Source organism: Pacificimonas flava (assembly GCF_000342165.1).
In the GTDB taxonomy this organism is placed as follows: Bacteria; Pseudomonadota; Alphaproteobacteria; order Sphingomonadales; family Sphingomonadaceae; genus Pacificimonas; species Pacificimonas flava.
Map to the genome: position 1 here is coordinate 1 of NZ_AMRV01000011.1, position 18,018 is coordinate 18,018.

16 protein-coding genes are annotated in these 18,018 nt (G+C 65.0%); 8 read left to right on the forward strand and 8 right to left on the reverse strand.

Annotation, left to right across the window (positions count from 1 at the left end):
- The coding region (locus C725_RS16955) for a BglII/BstYI family type II restriction endonuclease (protein ID WP_420804925.1) at positions 1 to 144 on the forward strand (144 nt) is incomplete at its 5' end.
- On the opposite strand, the gene C725_RS15870 is transcribed toward C725_RS16955, so the two are convergent.
- The 3 genes from C725_RS15870 to C725_RS12705 form a co-directional block, all read right to left on the reverse strand.
- Positions 145 to 795: an MT-A70 family methyltransferase gene (locus tag C725_RS15870; RefSeq protein WP_078056283.1), complete on the reverse strand. Its 651-nt coding sequence runs from the start codon at positions 793 to 795 to the stop codon at positions 145 to 147.
- Between the two features lie 104 nt (positions 796 to 899).
- Positions 900 to 1,937: a ribonucleotide-diphosphate reductase subunit beta gene (locus C725_RS12700; protein ID WP_008603570.1), complete on the reverse strand. Its 1,038-nt coding sequence runs from the start codon at positions 1,935 to 1,937 to the stop codon at positions 900 to 902.
- A gap of 242 nt (positions 1,938 to 2,179) precedes the next feature.
- The gene (locus C725_RS12705) at positions 2,180 to 4,045 is read right to left on the reverse strand and encodes a ribonucleoside-diphosphate reductase subunit alpha (RefSeq protein ID WP_038283283.1); all 1,866 of its coding nucleotides are present in this window, start codon (positions 4,043 to 4,045) and stop codon (positions 2,180 to 2,182) included.
- Between the two features lie 429 nt (positions 4,046 to 4,474).
- Here C725_RS12705 and C725_RS12710 point away from each other — a divergent pair, with 429 nt between their 5' ends.
- Positions 4,475 to 4,870, forward strand: coding sequence for a response regulator (locus tag C725_RS12710; RefSeq protein ID WP_008603573.1), 396 nt, complete (start codon positions 4,475 to 4,477; stop codon positions 4,868 to 4,870).
- Positions 4,871 to 4,901: 31 nt separating this feature from the next.
- On the opposite strand, the gene C725_RS12715 is transcribed toward C725_RS12710, so the two are convergent.
- Both C725_RS12715 and C725_RS15465 read right to left on the reverse strand, forming a co-directional pair.
- Positions 4,902 to 5,297, reverse strand: a complete 396-nt coding sequence (locus C725_RS12715; protein WP_008603574.1) for a response regulator — start codon at positions 5,295 to 5,297, stop codon at positions 4,902 to 4,904.
- Positions 5,298 to 5,332: 35 nt separating this feature from the next.
- Entirely contained in the window at positions 5,333 to 7,807 is a 2,475-nt protein-coding gene (locus C725_RS15465; RefSeq protein WP_008603575.1) for an ATP-binding protein, read from the reverse strand.
- Positions 7,808 to 8,021: 214 nt separating this feature from the next.
- On the opposite strand from C725_RS15465, the gene C725_RS12725 reads away from it, so the two are divergent.
- Genes C725_RS12725 through C725_RS12735 form a run of 3 tightly spaced genes read left to right on the forward strand, consistent with a single transcriptional unit; the run spans position 8,022 to position 11,955 of the window.
- The gene (locus C725_RS12725) at positions 8,022 to 9,164 is read left to right on the forward strand and encodes an acyl-CoA dehydrogenase family protein (RefSeq protein ID WP_008603577.1); all 1,143 of its coding nucleotides are present in this window, start codon (positions 8,022 to 8,024) and stop codon (positions 9,162 to 9,164) included.
- Between the two features lie 13 nt (positions 9,165 to 9,177).
- On the forward strand, positions 9,178 to 11,118 hold the full coding sequence (locus C725_RS12730) for a S9 family peptidase (RefSeq protein WP_008603578.1): 1,941 nt from the start codon (positions 9,178 to 9,180) through the stop codon (positions 11,116 to 11,118).
- A gap of 60 nt (positions 11,119 to 11,178) precedes the next feature.
- A complete protein-coding gene (locus tag C725_RS12735; RefSeq protein WP_008603579.1) occupies positions 11,179 to 11,955 on the forward strand; it encodes an enoyl-CoA hydratase-related protein in 777 nt (258 codons plus the stop codon).
- Between the two features lie 101 nt (positions 11,956 to 12,056).
- On the opposite strand, the gene C725_RS12740 is transcribed toward C725_RS12735, so the two are convergent.
- Both C725_RS12740 and C725_RS16435 read right to left on the reverse strand, forming a co-directional pair.
- Positions 12,057 to 12,701, reverse strand: a complete 645-nt coding sequence (locus tag C725_RS12740; protein ID WP_008603580.1) for a D-Ala-D-Ala carboxypeptidase family metallohydrolase — start codon at positions 12,699 to 12,701, stop codon at positions 12,057 to 12,059.
- Positions 12,702 to 12,822: 121 nt separating this feature from the next.
- The gene (locus tag C725_RS16435) at positions 12,823 to 13,563 is read right to left on the reverse strand and encodes a hypothetical protein (RefSeq protein ID WP_008603581.1); all 741 of its coding nucleotides are present in this window, start codon (positions 13,561 to 13,563) and stop codon (positions 12,823 to 12,825) included.
- Between the two features lie 141 nt (positions 13,564 to 13,704).
- On the opposite strand from C725_RS16435, the gene mmsB reads away from it, so the two are divergent.
- Complete coding sequence (gene mmsB / locus C725_RS12750) at positions 13,705 to 14,592, forward strand: 3-hydroxyisobutyrate dehydrogenase (protein ID WP_008603582.1); 888 nt, start codon at positions 13,705 to 13,707, stop codon at positions 14,590 to 14,592.
- Here the strand turns inward: mmsB and C725_RS12755 are convergent.
- The gene (locus C725_RS12755) at positions 14,589 to 15,188 is read right to left on the reverse strand and encodes a DedA family protein (protein WP_008603583.1); all 600 of its coding nucleotides are present in this window, start codon (positions 15,186 to 15,188) and stop codon (positions 14,589 to 14,591) included. The genes mmsB and C725_RS12755 overlap by 4 nt on opposite strands.
- Positions 15,189 to 15,342: 154 nt before the next feature.
- On the opposite strand from C725_RS12755, the gene C725_RS12760 reads away from it, so the two are divergent.
- Positions 15,343 to 16,833, forward strand: coding sequence for a capsular polysaccharide export protein, LipB/KpsS family (locus C725_RS12760; protein ID WP_008603584.1), 1,491 nt, complete (start codon positions 15,343 to 15,345; stop codon positions 16,831 to 16,833).
- Positions 16,830 to 18,014 (forward strand): capsule biosynthesis protein, encoded by a 1,185-nt coding sequence (locus C725_RS12765; RefSeq protein WP_008603585.1) that lies wholly within the window; start codon positions 16,830 to 16,832, stop codon positions 18,012 to 18,014. Before C725_RS12760 ends, C725_RS12765 begins: the two co-directional genes overlap by 4 nt.
- The last annotated feature ends 4 nt before the right edge of the window (positions 18,015 to 18,018 follow it).

Consider the following 18,018-nt stretch of genomic DNA (forward strand, 5'->3'; position numbering starts at 1 on the left):
AAAAAACTTGGCAAAGGAACATCCTATGGTGCATCGACAACGCACCATGAAAAGCTTTGGCCTCGTTTGGAGGGTGGCGGCGGAGGTGGCTGTCCCGTGCTGACTTTTGCCATGAAGCCGAGTCTTTACGTAGAAGACTGCTGATTACTCCGCAAGTATCGCGGCGCTATTATAGCGGTAGGTATCCCAAGTCGGCTTGTAATCGTCACAGGCCTGATCGCCCCAAACACTCCAGCCCTTACGCTTGCCGCGAGAAAAAAGCTCAATGCGAGGCCCCCAAGAGCAAGCCTCAATAAGATCATATTGCTCGTCGGGTTTGCGACTATGTTCTCGTTTGCGGCTTTCCATATAATTGACTTGGCTACGACCAGGCTGGAGTGTTCGTGCGTTTTTACCTCGAACACCAAAAAGCAGCATTTCTGTTACGTTCCGAAAATAAAACCCCACGCCTCGTCCGTCTGAACCGCCGTCCTTTCTGATCTTTCGCCAGATTAGGTTGGACTTATATGTGAAACCCCAGGCTTCCATCACCCGCAAGCCGTCGGGTAAAAGGGCATTCGGCACCCATAAATAAAGGTGGGCGGGATCGGCCGCGATATCCGCGACGGGCAATGCACAAATATCATCCAGCCCCATCGTGCCGTAACGCGCCAAGCGCCGATGTTCCGGAGCGACCTTGCCTGTGCGATTTTGGAACTGCCAAGGCGGATCGGCGAGAATCGTGCCGAATGCGCGCGAACGCGCAACACTACTCAGGGAATTTTTCACCAACAATGACGGGCTTAGTGCATCCATCGCGATCAGTCCTACCTTACGGCCCCACGACTAGCGACGCAGGTATGTTCTTTTATGTTCTTTTTATGTTCTTACGCAAAGAACTTAGCGTGTCAAATTCACGCCTACTCCGCCGCTTCCCCGAGCAAGCTCGGCTCATCTTCTTCGTTCGCCGATGCCGCCGGCTTGGCCTTGCGCTTGTCGAAGCTGGTCCAGACGTCGTTCCAGTTGCCGCGCGTTGCCGCCTTCGAGTATTCCGTGGCGCGGGTTTCGAAGAAATTGGCGTGCTCGACGCCGTTGAGGAGCGGGGTCAGCCAGGGGAGCGGGTGCTCCTCGATCAGGTAGATCGGCTTCAGGCCAAGCTGGCCCAGGCGCCAGTCGGCGATGTAGCGGATATACTTCTTGATCTCCTTGGGGCTCATGCCGTTCACCGGCCCCATTTCGAAGGCGAGGTCGATGAAGGCGTCCTCCAGCCGCACCGTCTTCTGACAGATGTCGACAATGTCCTCCTTGACCGCCTTGGTCAGGCACTGGCGCTCCTCGATGAAGGCGTGGAACAGACGGGTGATCCCCTCGCAGTGCAGGCTCTCGTCGCGCACCGACCAGCTGACGATCTGGCCCATGCCCTTCATCTTGTTGAAGCGCGGGAAGTTCATCAGCATGGCGAAGCTGGCGAACAGCTGCAGCCCCTCCGTAAAGCCGCCGAACATGGCCAGCGTGCGGGCGATATCCTCGTCGCTGTCGACGCCGAACTGCTGCAGATAGTCGTGCTTGTCGGCCATCTCCTCATATTCCATGAACATGGAATATTCGGATTCCGGCATGCCGATCGTGTCGAGCAGGTGCGAATAGGCGGCGATGTGCACCGTCTCCATGTTGCTGAACGCCGTCAGCATCATCTTGATCTCGGTCGGCTTGAACACGCGGCCGTACTTGTCGTGATAGCAGTCCTGCACCTCCACATCGGCCTGGGTGAAGAAGCGGAAGATCTGGGTCAGGAGGTTGCGCTCGTGCGGGCTCAGCTTTTGCGCCCAGTCGCGGCAATCCTCGCCCAGCGGCACCTCCTCCGGCATCCAGTGGATCTGCTGCTGGCGTTTCCAGAAATCATAGGCCCAGGGATATTCGAAGGGCTTGTAGGTCTTGCGGGCTTCGAGAAGGGACATGGTGGTGGCTCCCGTTACATTCGTTTGCCCTTCCCGCCGGGAAGAGGATCTGTGGAGGGGCCGGTCCGGCGCGGCGCCGGGCGAGCCTTGCGGCTCGCGGACCCTCCCCTGACCCCTCCCTTTCAGGGAGGGGAAATTTGATACGCTCCCCTCCCTTTCGGAGAGGGGAAATCGATGCGCTCTCCCTCCCGTCTCGGGGGAGGGAAACTGGTGTGCCCGGGTTAGCGGGCGGCGCGGTCCTACTACTGGCAGGCCAGGCATTCGTCATAGTCGGTCGACGGCAGGTCGATCTTGGCGAGTTCGGGCGTGTTGTCCGCCTCCACGCCGCCGGCGAAGCCCGCGCGCTGCACGCTCTTCGACCGCAGATAATAGAGCGATTTGATGCCGAGTTCCCATGCGCGGTAGTGCAGCATGAGCAGATCCCATTTCTCCGCGTCGGCGGGGATGAACAGGTTCAGCGACTGCGACTGGTCGATATAGGGCGTGCGGTCGGCGGCGAGTTCAAGGAGCCAGCGCTGATCGACCTCGAACGCGGTGCGGAACACGCCCTTTTCGTCGGCGGTCAGGAAATCGAGATGCTGGACGCTGCCGCCGCGTTCCAGGATGGAATTCCAGACCTTGTCGGTGTCCTTCGACTTGGCCTTCAGGATGTCCTCCAGGTGCGGGTTCTTCACCGTGAAGCTGCCGGACAGCGTCTTGTGCGTGTAGATGTTGGCCGGGATCGGCTCGATACAGGCGGACGTGCCGCCGCAGATGATGCTGATCGAGGCGGTCGGCGCGATCGCCATCTTGCAGCTGAACCGCTCCATCGCGCCCATGTCGGCGGCATCGGGGCACGCGCCGCGCTCCTTCGCCAGCAGCATCGACGCCTCGTCCGCCTCTGCCCGGATATGCTTGAAGATCTTCATGTTCCACGATTTGGCAAGCGCGGACTCGAAGGGGATCTTGCGCGCCTGCAGGAAGCTGTGGAAGCCCATGACGCCGAGGCCGACGGAGCGTTCGCGCATGGCGGAATATTTCGCCCGCGCCATCTCGTCCGGCGCGCGCTCGATATAGTCGGTGAGGACATTGTCGAGGAAGCGCATGATATCCTCAACGAAGCCATCCTCCTTCGACCATTCGTCCCAGGTTTCGAGGTTGAGCGAGGAGAGGCAGCAGACGGCCGTGCGATCCTCGCCATGCTGGTCGAAGCCGGTCGGCAGGGTGATTTCGGAGCACAGGTTGGATGTCGTCACCTTCAGGCCCGCATCGCGCTGGTGCTTGGGCATCGCCTCGTTCACGCGGTCGATGAAGATGATGTACGGCTCGCCCGTGGCAAGGCGCGTCTCGACGATCTTCTGGAAGAGGGCGCGGGCATCGACCTTCGCGCGCGGGCTGCCGTCCTTTGGCGACAGAAGGTCGAACTCCTCGCCGTCGCGCACCGCCTGCATGAACGCGTCGGTCAGGAGCACGCCGTGGTGCAGGTTCAGCGCCTTTCGGTTGAAGTCGCCGGACGGCTTGCGGATCTCCAGGAACTCCTCGATTTCCGGATGCGTCACGTCGAGATAGCAGGCAGCGGACCCGCGGCGAAGGCTGCCCTGGCTGATGGCCAGCGTCAGCGAATCCATGACGCGGACGAAGGGCACGATGCCGGAGGTCTTGCCGTTCAGACCGACCGATTCGCCGATGCCGCGCACATGGCCCCAATAGGTGCCGATGCCGCCGCCCTTCGACGCCAGCCAGACATTCTCGTTCCACGTGCCGACGATGCCGTCCAGGCTGTCCGGCACGGAGTTGAGGTAGCAGGAAATGGGCAGACCGCGCCCCGTGCCGCCGTTCGACAGGACGGGCGTCGCCGGCATGAACCACAGGCGCGAGATATAGTCGTACAGGCGCTGGGCATGCGCCTCGTCATCGGCATAGGCGGCCGCGACACGCGCGAACAGGTCCTGCGGCTCCTCGCCCGGCAGCAGATAGCGGTCGGCCAGCGTCTCCTTGCCGAAGACGGTCAGGTTCGAATCGCGCGACCGGTCCACCTTGACCGGGAAGCGGGGGGCGTAGGCGGATTTGGCCGCCGTGCCGCGCGCTTCGGTTTCGGGAGCTTCGGTCTCGACGCCGCTGAAATCCATGACGCTTCTATCCCCAATCTTCATCTGTGATGCACCCGCGCCGTCCGTACCGCACGCGTGCCGTTCGTTCCTGAACCCTAATGGCGGCAATCGGTCCGTGGCGAGGGCGGATTCGGACTTGTCCCCGATATCCCCGTAATCCACAAAGAGCGGCGCCGCCGCGCGCGGTCCGGGCAGACATAGGAATGGCAATGCGCCGAGGCGAGCCCCCTGCGCCGAAACACCATCCCTAGTGGCTACTCCCCGGCCCGACGACTACAGATTGTGGTTCAATGCGGGTCCACACGCAAGCGCAAATTGCCCCCGCAGCGCAAAAATTTCCCTCCCGTCACGGATGTTCGAGGCGACTCGGCGGATGCACGGATCCAGCGTCGGGGGCGGTGCGGCGACCTTCACCAAATCCTAATCCCTCCACGGCAAGGTCGCGGCATGCGCGTCCTTTACATCGACGATAACCGGATCAACCTGAAGGTGATCGAAGCCATGCTGGGCATACGCTCGGCCCAGGCGCTGTCGGCGCCGAACGGAGAGGTCGGGCTTGCCATGCTGGATGCCGAGGATGTCGACGCCGTGCTGGTGGACCTGCGCATGCCGGACATGGACGGTTTCGAAGTGCTGCGGCGCATACGCGGGCGCGGCGACGCCAAGGCGTCCCTGCCCGTCTGCATCGTCACGGCCGATCCCGATTCGAACCTCGGCGCACAGGCACGGCGGGCTGGTGCCGACGAGTTCCTGACCAAGCCGGTGATGATGGCGGACCTGTTCGCGTTCCTCGACGCGGTCGAAGCCCAGGACCCGAGGCCGGCCGTCCGCGCCTGTCCATGAATCCGCGAATCGAAGACGCCGCCGCCCGCGCCTAGGCCGCCGGCGGTGCGGGTGGCCGCGGGTTGGAGACCACCAGGTCGGCAATCACCTCGAAAAGCTCTCGCATGGCCACCGGCTTCAACAGGATGGCGTCGGCGCCCGCGGCGCGGCACTCATCATCGATCCGCTCGCCCGTATCGGCCGTCACCACGATCAGCGGCACGTTCCGGCGCTCATCATCCCACTGGCGGATACGCTTCATCGTTTCGAAACCGTCGACGGCCGGCATACGCAGGTCGACAAGAACGACGTCGAAACGATCCTCCCCGAAAATCCGCAACCCCTCGCCCGCATCGGAGGCGCCGACCATGTCAGCACCGCCGACGCGGAGCATATCCTCCACAATGCGGCGATTCAGATCGTCGTCCTCAATGAACAATACGCGCATATCAAACCTTTACTTGAACGAATTAACCTTATTTACTAACGGACAGCTTTATTGGCGCGCATGTCGTTCGCATGTCGGCTCCATTTCTCGCCAGTATCATTCCGGACGAGTTCTGCAACGTGCGAAACGTCGGCGACATGCGCCGCTTCGAGCGATTCCGGCGGCATGTTCATGTCCATCGGCCAGCCCGCAAACCACAGCGAAAGATCGGGGCGGCGGATACGAAGATCTTGTAGCGGCGGCAGATTCACATCCCGGGCGCCGGGTCCGAAAACCAGCAGAAGCGCGCGCGTTTCCGGCATTTCGGCGAGCGCGAGCGCCTCTTCGAAATTTTCGACGAACTGCACGGATTCGGGTCGGTCCTGCAAGGCGCGGCGGGCGACGGCGGCGGGAAGAGGCGCGGGCGCGTAGACTGCGATGCGGCCATGTTCGGTCGCCTGTGCGGCGTCGTCCGCGCGAACGGCATTGGCTTCCGACAGGGAAAGAGGCAGGACGAGCGTGAAGACCGTTCCCTCGCCCGGCACGCTTTCGAGGCCGAGCGATCCACCCATCCCCTCGGCAAATTCGCGGGAGATGGTCAGGCCGAGCCCCGTGCCGGAATGCTGCCGGGTGCGAGAGCTGTCCACCTGATGAAAGGGAATGAAGATTTCCTCCAGATCCTCCGGCGCGATGCCGATGCCGGTATCGGTCACGACGACAACCAAGTCGTCGGGCGCTTCCGGCTCCACACGGGCGGTGATGGTGACCTTCCCCTCGGAGGTGAACTTCACGGCGTTGGATACGAGATTGAATACGATCTGACGAACGCGCTGTTCATCCCCCAGCGCCCGATCCGGCGTCCCGTCGAGTTTGCAGGAAAACTCCAGTCCCTTGCTGCGCGCTGCATCGCCGAACACGTTGCCGACCTCCGTCAGGCTGCGGCGCAGCTCGAACGGTTCGCGCCGCAGCATGACCTTGCCCGAATCGAGCTTCGCCATGTCGAGGATGTCATCGACGATCGCCTTCATCGTGCTGCCGGCACCGTGCATCAGTTCGACGCGGCTGCGCACCTCCTCGTTCAGCGCATGATCGGCAAGCATCACCTGCGTCATGCCGAGTATGCCGTTCAGCGGCGTGCGAATCTCGTGGCTGGTCGTTGCAAGGAACTCGCTTTTCGCGGCCAGCGCCTTTTCCAGTTCGAGATTGGTGCTGGTGAGGACGACATTGGCAGCCTTCGCCTCGTCGCGCCGGCGGCGGATATTACGCACGGCGATGTAAGAGAGCGCGGCGATAACGAAAGCGGCGATAGACACGAAGATGACGATGCGCCGATTGAATTCCGCGGTCTGTTCCGCGATCTTGACGTCCCGTTCCAGCTGGCCCGCGCGCAGCCGCTGGATCTGCAGTTCCTGATTGGCGAAATCGAAACGGGCGCCGATCAGGGCGTTGATGGCCGATGCCGTCACCTCGGCCGCATCGTCGTCGAGACGCTTCAGCGCCAGGAGATGCTGGAGGGCGAGGCCGTCGCGGCCGAGCGCGGCGTAGGTCTGGTAGGCCGTTTCGTGAAAGTCGCGGAACATGGAATCCGTCGTGGACAGATCCCTCCCCTCAAACGTGCGGTCGAGAAGGGTCGCCGCTTCCTCGGTCTGTCCCATGCCCGCCGCGATCTGCGCCTCTACCCCGCTCACATAGGGCAGCCAGTTCTCGCCGTTTGCCTGCTCGGCCAGGCTGCGCGCTTGCGCGATGGAGCGGCGAGCGGACGGCCAGGATTCCGATTTCGCTTGCGCCGCGGCGATGTTCGTGAGGATTCGGGATTGCAGCAGGGCATTGTCCTGCTGCTGCGCGATGGCCAGGGCCGTCCGATATGCGCGAACCGCCTCCTCGTACCGCTGCATTTCAACCAGAACATATCCGATATTGTTCTGCAGGGCGAGGCGCAGGGTCGGATCGTCGTCGAACACCTCGGCCGCCTGCCGGAAATAGCGCAAGGCCCGGTCGTCGTCTCCGGCGGTGGCATAGAGGATGCCCATGATCTGCAGCGTCAAAGACTGCGAACGCGCGGCGCCGGCCTCTCTCAGGACGTCGTGCGCCTGCGTCGCCGCCTGCAGCGATTCCGCATAGCGGCCGGTACGGTAGAAAAAGGCGGCGCGCTGCCGCTGAACCTCCCCGAGTTCCTCACTGCCGGGCGCGACGCGCTGAAGGATCGACAAAGCTTCATCAAGATGCCCCTGCTCCTCCTCGACGCGGTTGGTCGCGAGTGCCGCAGCGGCCTCGATGCGCAGGCTTTTCGCGCGAACATAGCCCTGCTCGCGTTCGCTTTCGATCTGCGGAATGAGCCGACGCGCCCGCTCGATCAGAATATCGGCGGCAGCCGGATCGTCATTCACGCCCCGCTCTGCGCGGTCGAGAAGCCGTTCCGCCTGCCGGGCAGGCTGCCCCTCATCCTTTTGCGCGTCTACCGGAGCTGCCAGCGTACCGGCGAGCCAGCCCAGCACGATAATGATCGGCACGGTAAAGAACCAAAGCCGCAAGACATGTCCCCCAAAAGGCGGCCGTGTCGCCGCCCGTCTGCTTTCAATTTCCAGCATATCAGCGTGTGCCGGTTCTGGGCGCGTTATCCTAACGAAACGTGCAGAAAAATGCGCGGGCGGCCGCCGCCGGGAAAAACAAGGCGGCGCCGATGGGCCCATCGGTCCGCGTTTCGCCATTGCCAAGCAGCGCGCGCGGCGTGCTAGAGACCCGGCCATGACCCAATTCGATCTGACAGACGACCAGCGTGCGATCCAAGACATGGCGCGGCGCTTTACCGAGGACAACATCACGCCGCACGCCGCGCGCTGGGATCAGGAACACGTGTTCCCGCGTGAGACCGTGAAGCAGGCGGCCGAGCTGGGCTTCGGTTCCATTTACGTGAGCGAAGAGTCGGGCGGCATCGGGCTTGGGCGGCTGGACGCGGCGCTGATCATGGAGGCAATGGCCTATGGCTGCCCCTCCACCAGCGCATTCATCTCCATCCACAACATGGCAAGCTGGATGATCGACCGGTTCGGGTCGGACACGGTGAAGCAGAAATACCTGCCCGCCCTCGTCGGCATGGACAAGATCGCCAGCTACTGCCTGACGGAACCCGGCTCCGGCTCAGACGCGGCGGCGCTGAAGACGAAGGCCGTGAAGGACGGCGACCATTATGTGGTCAGCGGTTCCAAGCAGTTCATCTCCGGCGGCGGCGAGAACGACGTCTATGTGACGATGGTGCGGACAGGCGAGGACGGGCCGAAGGGCATTTCCTGCCTGGTCATCGAAAAGGACATGGAGGGCGTCAGCTTCGGCGCGCAGGAACGCAAACTCGGCTGGCATTCGCAGCCGACGGCGCAGGTGATGCTTGAAGGCGTGCGCGTGCCGGCCGAGAACCTGGTCGGCGCCGAGGGCGAGGGTTTCCGCATCGCCATGATGGGCCTCGACGGCGGGCGGCTGAACATCGGCGCCTGCTCGCTGGGCGGGGCGCAGCGGTGCCTGGACGAGGCGGTCGCCTATACGAAGGAGCGCCAGCAGTTCGGGCGGCCCATCGCCGATTTCCAGAACACGCAGTTCATGCTGGCCGACATGGCGACGAAGCTGGAGGCGGCGCGCGCGCTCCTCTACCTCGCCGCGGCGAAGGTGACGGAAAACGCGCCCGACAAGACACGCTTTGCCGCCATGGCGAAGCGGCTGGCGACCGATTCGGGCAGCGAGATCGTCAACGACGCGCTGCAATTGTTCGGCGGCTACGGCTATCTGGAAGATTATCCGATCGAGCGGTTCTGGCGCGACCTGCGCGTCCATTCGATCCTGGAGGGCACGAATCAGATCATGCGCATGATCGTCGGACGCGATCTGCTGCGTCAGTAAAAGGGGGGAAGAAATGAACACGACGAAACTGTTCCTGTCGGCGGCGCTGCTCGCCGTCGCTGCACCGGTGGCGGCGCAGCAGGTCGAAACGCGTACCGTGGGAACGGCGACGCTGGAAAACGTGCCGGCGATTCCCGCCGACATTGCGGAGGCTGTGCAGCGCTACCAGAATTCGCGCTCGGCCGAGTTTCAGGTCTGGCAGCCGGACGGCAGCATGCTGATCACCACCCGGTTCGGCAGCACCGATCAGGTGCATCATGTGCGAGCGCCCGGCGCCGCGCGAACCCAGGTCAGCTTCTACGCCGAGCCCGTTGCCGGCGCCCACGCCATTCCCGGGAGCGACCGCTTCATCGTGCGCCGCGACACAGGCGGCGACGAGTGGTTCCAGCTTTACGTACGCGGCCTCACAGGCACGGAGCAGCGCCTGACCGAGCCGGAAACGCGCAACAGCCCGCCCGTGCTGTCGGACGACGGGCATCTGGCGGTCTGGGCAAAGGCGGTGCGCGGCACGGCCCGCTATGAATTGCAGGCGGCCGATCCGCTGGCGCCCGAAGCCGCGCGCACGCTCTACACGGTGGAAGGCTCCATCGACCCGAGCGACATTTCCGAGGATGGCAGCACGCTCCTGTTCGTGCGTTCCTTCTCCAATCGCCAGAGCGAGGTCTGGGAACTGGACATCGCCAGCGGCGAGGCGCGGCGGCTGACCGAGGCGGGCGCCGAGGCGCGCTATGACGAGCCGCATTATATTCGCGGCGGCCGCATCCTGACGATTTCCGATCATGGCGGCGATTATCGCCGGCTGCTGGAACTCGACCCGGCGACAGGCGAGGAACGCGCGATCACACCCGACATCGAGTGGAACGTCGAAGCCTTCGATGCTTCGAAGGACGGGCGCGTCCTCGCCTATGCCGTGAACGAGGGCGGCTATTCGCGCGTCGCGGTGCAGGATTTCCTGACGCGACGCGCCCTGCCCCAGCCGGAGGGTCTGCCGAAGGGTGTGCTGACCGGCCTGAAATGGAGCCCCGACGGATCGAAGCTCGCCATCGGGCTGACCGGTCCGACGGCGGCAGGCGACGTCTACAGCTTTTCCGTGCCGCAGGGCGAGCTGACGCGCTGGACCAATTCGGAGCTTGGCGGCCTTGGCCCGGAAGAGATTTCCGAGCCGGAGCTGATCCGCTTCGAGACGTTCGACGGGCGCGAAATTCCCGCCTTCGTCTACCGGCCGGCCGGCATTCCGGAGGGCCAGAAGACGCCCGTCATCATGGACATTCACGGCGGCCCGGAATCGCAGACGCGGCCGGTGTGGAATTACGGCGCACAGTTCTTCGCCAACGCGCTGGGCGCGACGGTCATCCTGCCGAACGTGCGCGGCAGCGACGGCTATGGCCGCACCTATCTGGACCTGGACAATGCCGAAAAGCGCGAGGACAGCGTGCGCGACATCGGCGCGCTGATCGACTGGATCGAAACGCAGCCGAACCTGGATGCGGAGCGGATCGCCGTCTATGGCCAGTCCTATGGCGGCTACATGTCGCTGGCGGTCATGACGCACTATTCGGACCGGCTGGTCGGCGGCGTCGAACGCTATGGTATTTCGAACTTCATCACCTTCCTGGAAAATACCGAGGATTACCGCCGGGCCAATCGGCGCGGCGAATATGGCGACGAGACCGATCCCGAAATGCGCGCCGTGTTCGAGCGCATCGCGCCGATGAACAATCTGCAGAAGATCTCGAAGCCCATGCTGGTCATGCAGGGCGCCAACGATCCGCGCGTGCCGCAGTCGGAATCCGATCAGGTCGTCGCCGCCCTGCGCCAGAACGATGTGGATACCTGGTACGTCCTGTTCGCTGACGAGGGGCACGGTTTTCACAAGAAGGCCAACAACGATCTGCGCCGGGAGGTCGAGGCGGTATTCCTGCGCGACCTGTTCGGCGAGACCGAAAGCAACTGATCGGCGCGCCGCCCACCGCCGGGCGGCGCCCACGCAGACAGACGAATGGGAGACGGTTCGATGGCGAACTACGAAACGATCAAGGTCGAGCAGAAGGGCGCGGTGACGCTGGTCACCTTCGACCGGCCGAAGGCGCTGAACGCGCTGGCGAATGCCGTCCTAGAGGAGCTGACGGAGGCGTTCCGTGCCTATGACGCCGACGACAGCCAGCGCTGCCTGGTGCTGACGGGCAGCGAAAAGGCCTTTGCCGCCGGCGCGGACATCAAGGAGATGGCGCCGCAAAGCTTTGGCGAGATGTACGGGTCCAACTATTTCGCCGGGTGGGAAAGCATCACCCGTACCCGGAAACCCTGGATCGCGGCGGTTGCGGGCTATGCGCTCGGCGGCGGCTGCGAGGTGGCGATGATGGCCGACATCCTGATCGCGGCCGACACCGCCGTCTTCGGACAGCCGGAAATCAAGCTGGGCGTCATTCCCGGCATGGGCGGGTCGCAGCGGCTGACGCAGGCGATCGGCAAGGCGAAGGCGATGGACATGATCCTGACCGGCCGCAACATGAAGGCCGAGGAAGCCGAAGCGGCCGGCCTGTGCGCGCGCGTCGTGCCGGCGGACACTCTGCTGGACGATGCGATGACGACGGCCGAGGCCATCGCGGCGATGCCGCCGCTTGCCGCCATCGCCGCCAAGGAGGCGGTGAATGCGAGCTATGAGATGACGCTGGCGCAGGGCATCAATTACGAACGCCGCGTCTTTCACGGCCTGTTCGGGACGGAGGACCAGAAGGAGGGCATGGCCGCCTTTTCCGAAAAGCGGAAGGGCGCCTTCAAGGGCCGCTAGACAATTTTGGAGCGGGCGACGCTAGAAACCGCCACCCGCCCCGATCCGTCCCGACGCTACCCCCGCATGTTCAGCCCTGAGCGGCGCCCCTGCTTTCGCGATTATTTGGCCGCGACCGTCGCGCCGCCGCCCCGGCCGTTGCAGGGCGAGGAGGCGCTGGAATAATCGCTGCCCCAGCGGCGGTTGCCGCGCAGACCCACATCAATGTGGAATTTGGGGCCGCGATAGATGCCGAGACCCGCAGCGAGTTCGGCGCCATGTTGCCCATGCCACGTGCAAAGCTGGTCGATCATCGCCGAGCGTGTCGAATTGATGGCGTAGGCGTCGAACGCCCCGAACTGGCGGTGTACGGAGCGCGACGCCCCACCGGCGCAGCTGTTCAGCGCCTCGTGCCGATAACCGGACACGATCATGACCGGACCGACCGCCGGAATAATCTCGTCCTTCAGGACCCGCAGCGAGTCGAAGGCGCCGTGCCAAAGGCCCGCGGCGGGAAGCTCGAACGGTTCCGCCTTGCACTGCTTCCACATGAGCGCGGTGCGCAAAATCTGATAGGTCGGGACGACGCCGTCCAGGCCGCGTTTCCGCAGCTCTGCCTCGAACGTGGCCACGCGGGCGGCATTGTCGCCCTTCGCGAGCCACGTCTTGTAAAGATCGAGACCCGGCGAATCCTCGCCATAAGCAGCGGCGGGCTGGCTGCACATCAGACCAAGCGTGGCCGCCGCAGCAAGAAGTGTCCTGAGCATGATATCCCCCCGGTTCTGTCCGAATGAGGAGATACTATAACATGGAAAGCTGGCCCTATGGTTAACCTGCGGGACGGTTCACCGCGTCAGAAGGGCACCTCAGCGAGGCGCCAGGGAACCATCAGCGATCCTCGCACACCGCGCCCGATGACAGGCTTTGCACGACGGCATCCGGCGTGCCGCCACTGAAACGGGCTGTCAGATTGCCTGTCCGGGCTTCCCATCCCGCCGGCGTTTCCTGCGGGTCTGCGGCGAAGTCGCGCTGGAAATCGGCAAGCGTGGTGCCGATACCCAGCCCGGTCATCGTCGTCAGTTCGCTGCCGCCGGCGACCTTCCACCCGGCAAGCTCGCCGCCCCGAAAGAACACCGTCAGCCCATCCGGCCAGCGCGCAGCCGTTACCGGACCGCCCGCGCATTTGCTGAGGCTCGGCGCGCGAGATGGGGTGCCGCGAACCGCATCCAGCATAGTCATCACCTGCTCCCTCGGCGCGCCAAAGGGGAAGGTTCGCGTACTGCCGGTCGCCTTGATAATTGCCTGCAACTGGCCGTCGCCGATGATCAACCCCGCCTCCGGATTCTCCGCAACGGCGGGTGCGGGCGTCGGCGGGTCGTTCGCCCCCTCGGCAGCGGGAGCCGGCGACATGCCGGCTGCCTGTTCAACCGAAACGGGGGCCTCGTCCTCCTCGAGCGGCGCGTTGCCGCGTTCCTCGACGGACCGCCCAACGGGCGTCTCGCTGGCGGCGGCGATATCTTCCTCGGTGACGGTTGCGGCGGAATCGATCTCCGCCTCGTCCGGCGCACCGTCACACGCCGTCAGGGCGGCAGGCAGAAGGAGGACGGACAGAAGGGTCGGCGTTTTCATGGCGCGGCACACTCCGATTGCTTAAGGGCGGGAGCATCATGAACGCGCCGGGCCGAACGCCGTTGCACACAAGGTGCCGGCCGGACCGCGCCAATCACAGAGGGCGGGCGAAGACCCGCCGGGCAATAGCGAGGAGCCTTTATGACCATCATCGCCTTTATCGGCCTCGGCAACATGGGCAGCGGCATGGCCGCGAACCTGGTGAAGGCCGGACACGACGTGCGCGCCTTCGACCTGTCGGAGACCGCGTTGAAGCAGGCGGAAGAGGCAGGATGCCTGATCGCCGGGTCGGCGGCAGAGGCGGTGCGCGGGGCGGAGGCGGCCGTGACGATGCTGCCGGCCGGCACCCACGTCACGAGCGTCTATGAGGGCGACATCTTCGCCGCTGCCGACCGCGACATGCTGCTGATCGACTGCTCGACCATCGACGTCGCGACAGCGCGCAAGGTGGGCGGCGAGGCGGCGGAACGCGGTTTCGCCATGGTCGATGCCCCGGTGTCGGGCGGGATCGCCGCCGCCAGCGCCGGATCGCTGACGTTCATGGTTGGCGGATCCGAAGGCGCCTTCAAGCGCGCCGAACCGATCCTGTCGGCAATGGGCAAGGCGGTCATCCATGCCGGAGAAACCGGCGCGGGGCAGGCCGCGAAGATCTGCAACAACATGCTGCTTGGCGCGACGATGGCAGCAACGTGCGAGACGCTCGCCATGGCCGAGAAGCTCGGTCTGGATGCGCAGACCTTCTACGACATTGCCAGCGTCTCCTCCGGCCAGAGCTGGTCGCTGACATCCTATTGCCCCCTGCCCGGCGTCGGTCCCAAGAGCCCGGCCGATAATGACTATCAGGGCGGCTTCGCGGCGGCGCTGATGTTGAAGGACCTGAAACTGGCCGTCGACGCGGCGCGGTCGGTGGATGCACCGGTGCCGATGGGCGCCCTTGCCGGACAGCTTTACCAGATGGTCGTGAACGGCGGGCGCGGCGGTCGTGATTTCTCCGCGATCATCCAGATGCTGGCGGAAAAGGAAGGCTAGTCCTTTGGCCGGAAGGTCACGAGGCGGTAGAGATAATAGAGGAGAATGACGGCGATGACCGTCATCGACACCGGACCGAGATAGGTGTCCACCGCCTCGTAATTCTGGCCGAGGCTGCGACCGATGAGGGCAAGCGCCGCGTTCCACGCGAGCGAACCGAAAAAGGTGAACAGACAGAAGGTATGAAGCGGCATACGGAAAATGCCGGCCGGAACGGAGATCAACGTGCGGATGGTCGGGATCACACGTCCGATCAGCACGGCCCACTGACCGCTGCGGTCGAACCACCGGTCGACGCGGTTCAGGTCGCGCACCGTCATGGTCAGCCAGCGGCCATGACGCCGCGTCCAGCTTCGCATGCGGTCCTCGTCCAGCCAGCGGCCGACATAATACCATAACAGCGCGCCAAAGAAGGTGCCCACCGTCCCGGCGGCAATGACCAGCCAGATATTCAGGTGGCCGCGCCCGGCGGTGTAGCCCGCAAGAGGCATGATGATTTCGGACGGGATCGGCGGAAAGACATTCTCGATGAACATCAGCAGCGCGATCCCCGCATAGCCCAGATGCGTGATCAGGCTCTCGATCCAGGAGGTCATGGCGCTACAACACCGCCCCCTCGACAAAAGGTTCCCGCCCGGTGCGAGACGCCGAACTGCTTCATGGGCAAGAAAGGCATAAGCCTGTAATGGTCTGCGGCTAAGGGGACATCGGATACCGGCCTTTGTGCGGCGCGGGGGTGTAAGTTTGACGATGCTATCGAGTGTAGAGGTGCTGGCGGCTCCGCCCTTTCCCTGGGTGAACCCGCAAAGGTCAGCTGTTTGCGTCGAGGCGCCGGGCGCCCCGCCCCGCCCCATCGACCGGGAACGCGCCCTCGCACTGGCCGCCGCGCTGGCAGGTGCGCGGGTGGGCGGCACATTCTGGGGTCCGCCGTCCAGCTTGCCAAATGGCCCGTTCACGCTGAGCGACGATGGAGCGCGAGGCTGGACGCCGGAACCGGGCTGCGATCCCTGGCCCGCCATCGAGGCGGCGGAGGCGGTCGTGGCGGAGACGGGATCGCCGATCGGTACGCTGGCAGCGCTCGCCGGGCGGCCGGTGCGAACCGGAAGCGGACAGCTGTGGCCGGATGCAGTGGAAACTGCACGCGCGCTCTTCGCGGCGCCAAACGTCCGTTTCCGCAACCCCTTCACCGGGCAGGAGTGGGAGCCGGAAGAGGCGATCGCGCTCCTCGGCCTGTGGCGCCGCCAGATCGACCGCAACCGGGCAATCGGCAGCGTAGCGGGCATTGCGGCGTGGAAGCGCCGCGCGATCGAGCGGTTCCTATGGGCGGGCGGCGCACCGCCGGGACCGGAGCGCGCCGTCTGGCCCAGCCGTGCGGAGGCGGAACCCGGTGATTGGCAGATCGAGGACGGATTCCTGCGATCCATCGGTCTGGGCGCCGAGTTGCGCGTGCCGCTGTCGATCGCGGTCGACCGTAACGGCATCTATTACGACCCCTCCGGCCCCAGCGACCTGGAGATGCTGTTGCAGCACGGCCGGTTCGATGCGCCGCTGACGGCACGTGCCGCCGCGCTGCGCGAGGCCATCGTCTCCGCAAGGCTGGCCAAATATGGCGCACGCGGCGTTCCCGTCCTGCTGCCGCAAAGCGCAAAGGGACGCACCCGCATCCTTGTGCCGGGGCAGGTGGAGGACGACCGTTCGGTGCAACTGGGCGGCGGCGGCATCCATACCAATGCCGGGTTGCTGAGCGCCGTTCGCGAGGCGGCGCCCGACGCCTTTCTGATCTACAAGCCGCACCCGGACGTGGAGGCCGGCCTGCGCGCGGGCGGCCCCTCCCCGGCCGAGGCGGACCGGCTGGCGGACATGACCGCGCGCGGCGCTTCCCTGGAGTCGCTGCTGGACCAGGTCGATGCCGTCCACACGCTGACGTCGCTGACGGGATTCGAGGCGCTGCTGCGCGGCGTTCCGGTTACAACCTACGGCGCCCCCTTCTATGCCGGCTGGGGCCTGACCGAAGACCGCGGCAAGGTGCCCGGCCGGCGCACGGCGCGGCGAATGCTGGACGAACTCGTCGCGGCGGCCCTCATCCTCTATCCCCGCTATATGGATCCGGAGACCGGCCTTCCCTGCCCGCCCGAAATACTGGTGCGGCGCCTGTCCGCGGCGTCGCCCTCCGAAACGCTTCTGACGCGCGCGCGCCGCTGGCAGGGGCGCGCCCGCAACGCGCTGCGCCGCGCCGGATGAAGCGCTTCCTGTTCCTGCAGGGCCCCCAAGGCCCGTTCTTCCACGAGTTGGGCGATGCGCTTCAGCGCGCCGGTCATGTCGTACACCGCGTGAATTTTCACGGCGGCGACGTTCACGACTGGCCGCGGGGCACCGCCTATCGCGGGCGGATGACGGACTGGCCGGCGGCGGTGCAGTCGATGATGGGACGGCACAGGATCGACAGTCTGGTCCTCTATGGCGACTGCCGCCCCATCCACCGCGCCGCAATCGACACCGCCCGGATTTTCGGCGCGGCCGTGCATGTGTTCGAGGAGGCCTATTTCCGGCCCGGCTACATGACGCTGGAGCGCGGCGGCGTGAACGGCCATTCCGCCCTGCCCCGCGACCCCGGTACCATTCGCCGCGCCGCTGCCAGAATTGAAACGGTGCCGCCGCCCGTGACCGGAACGCAGCCGCGCGCCGGCGAGGCCGTACGCTATTATACGCGCGCGCATGTGTCGAAGGTGGCGCTGCAATTCCCGCATGTGCGTTGGCATCGCGGCGCTGCGCCGCTGACGGAAGGGCTGGGATATGTAAAGCGGCATCTGCTGCGCTCCCGTGAAGAACAGCAAACCGCGAAGGCGCAGGCTGGCGTCGCCGGGCGGCGCCACTTCCTTCTGCCGCTGCAACTGGACTGCGACTTTCAGCTGCGCTCTCATTCGGAAGAGGGCTCGATGCAGGCGGCGCTCCGCGCGATCCTCACAAGTTTCGCGGCGTCCGCCCCCGCCGACACGCACCTTCTCGTAAAGCGGCACCCGCTCGACAATGGCCTCGTCAACTGGCGCGCCCTGTGCGCGGCGCCGCGCGTCCATTTCTCACCCGGAGGAGACTTGCATCAGATGCTCGGTCATACCGTGGGCATGGTGACGGTCAACAGTACGGCCGCCCTGCCCGCTCTCGAGCGCGGCATCCCGGTCAAGGCGCTCGGCCGCGCGATCTACAACGTGCCCGGTCTGACCGATGGGAAGCCATTGGCGGACTTCTGGCACCGGCCGTCCGCGCCCGACTCCGCACTTTTCGACGATTTCCGGGCGCTCGTCGTCGCGAAGGCGCAGATTCCCGGGGACCCTGGCTGCGCGAAGGGCCGCGCCGCGCTCATCGCGGCGGCCATGCCGCAGCTGACCGGCGGTTATGCCGACCCCCTCGCCAGAGCAGCCTGAAACC